General features: G+C 47.3%; 1 rRNA gene. It reads left to right on the top strand.

The window, feature by feature from the left end:
• Window positions 1–240 precede the first annotated feature (240 nt).
• Window positions 241–822, top strand: a 16S ribosomal RNA gene (locus tag ACO0K8_RS22300); the annotation flags it as partial.

Raw genomic sequence — 822 nt, 5'->3', positions numbered from 1 at the left:
AAATCGATAGTGAAGCGAAAAATACAGAATAGTGATCTTTAACAATTAACAGTCAATAAATGTGGGCACTTGATAAAGAGCGCGGCTAATTACTTCGGTAGTTAGTTAAACTTAAAAAATATCAAATGTTCGCAAAAGTAATAAATAGGACTTTCTCGAAAGAGAAAAGCCTGTCAGTTATTTGAGTGAGCGACACCGCCAGAAATGGCGGAGTTCAGAAATGAACACAAAACAGAGATTAAACTGAAGAGTTTGATCCTGGCTCAGATTGAACGCTGGCGGCATGCCTTACACATGCAAGTCGAACGGTAACGCGGAGCAATCTGGCGACGAGTGGCGAACGGGTGAGTAATATATCGGAACATACCCTAGAGTGGGGGATAACGTAGCGAAAGTTACGCTAATACCGCATACGATCTGAGGATGAAAGTGGGGGATCGCAAGACCTCATGCTCATGGAGTGGCCGATATCTGATTAGCTAGTTGGTAGGGTAAAAGCCTACCAAGGCTTCGATCAGTAGCTGGTTTGAGAGAACGACCAGCCACACTGGAACTGAGACACGGTCCAGACTCCTACGGGAGGCAGCAGTGGGGAATTTTGGACAATGGGGGCAACCCTGATCCAGCAATGCCGCGTGAGTGAAGAAGGCCTTCGGGTTGTAAAGCTCTTTTGTCAGGGAAGAAAAGGTAGCCTCTAATACAGGCTGCTCATGACGGTACCTGAAGAATAAGCACCGGCTAACTACGTGCCAGCAGCCGCGGTAATACGTAGGGTGCAAGCGTTAATCGGAATTACTGGGCGTAAAGCGTGCGCAGGCGGTT

The organism is Undibacterium sp. Ren11W (assembly GCF_049340485.1).
In the GTDB taxonomy this organism is placed as follows: domain Bacteria; phylum Pseudomonadota; class Gammaproteobacteria; order Burkholderiales; family Burkholderiaceae_D; genus Undibacterium.
Note: the sequence above shows the minus strand (reverse complement) of the source record. Positions and strands in the feature narration are given on the sequence as shown.